Source organism: Oleiphilus sp. HI0066 (assembly GCF_001635725.1).
In genome coordinates this window covers 1-975 of sequence record NZ_LWFH01001669.1, presented here as the reverse complement: position 1 = coordinate 975, position 975 = coordinate 1, and the positions used below count along the sequence as shown (strand labels likewise).

General features: G+C 46.8%; 1 protein-coding gene. It reads right to left on the bottom strand.

Going from position 1 to position 975, the window contains the following annotated elements; translation table 11 throughout:
* Positions 1 to 29: 29 nt before the first annotated feature.
* Positions 30 to 791, bottom strand: a complete 762-nt coding sequence (locus A3738_RS26165) for an SDR family NAD(P)-dependent oxidoreductase (protein ID WP_068480529.1) — start codon at positions 789 to 791, stop codon at positions 30 to 32.
* Positions 792 to 975: the final 184 nt, after the last annotated feature.

Genomic DNA, 975 nt, shown 5'->3' with positions numbered 1-975 from the left:
ATTGGAACACCTTGATTAAGCGATTGAGCTTATTTTGGAGCCATGCGTAATGCACAGTCAATACGGATTACTTCGCCATTCAAGAGCGGGTTTTCGACCATCTCTTTGACGATACGTGCATATTCCTTTGGATCACCCAAACGCTGGGGGAATGGCAGTGTTGCAGCCAAGCTTTCTTGCGCTGCTTCGGGTAAAGAAGCCAGCATTGGCGTCATAAATAATCCCGGAGCAATGGCTAGCACACGAATCCCGTAACGAGCGAGTTCCCTTGCAGCAGGTAGGGTCATTGAAACAATACCGCCTTTGGACGCTGAGTAAGCCGCTTGGCCAATTTGCCCCTCATATGCAGCTACGGATGCCGTTGAGATGATCACACCGCGCTCACCATCGTCGTTTGCATCTCGGGTTTGCATTTCATCTGCAGCAAGGCGAAGAATATTAAATGAGCCACTTAAGTTAACGGCGATCACTTTGTTAAAGAAATCCAAAGACTGTGGACCTTCTTTACCCAGAATTTTTGCCGGAACACCAATCCCTGCACAGTTCACTGCAATGCCGACTGGCCCATGTGCAGCTTTAGCTTGATCAAAACATGCTTGCGCACTTTCGGCGCTCGTTACGTCACAGTCAAATGCTAAACCACCAATTTCACTGGCGACTTGTTGCGCCTTTTCTGTTTGCACATCAAAGATACTGACCTTCGCGCCTAGCTCTGCTAACAACCTAGCCGCTGCTTCTCCAAGCCCTGAGGCTCCGCCAGTTACAATTGCAGGAACACCATTGATATTCATTCGTACATCATCCTCGTTACTATTATTTTTGTCTTACAGTCTTTGTTTTAAAGAACTGATTATTTACGAAAGACCTTTACGTAAACGTAAATCTAGTGGATGAGCATGATATGAGTAAAGTCGGGGGGAGGCAACCAAAGCCAGCATCTGGCTTTGGTTGAAGGCTTAAGAATCTAGCTTAATG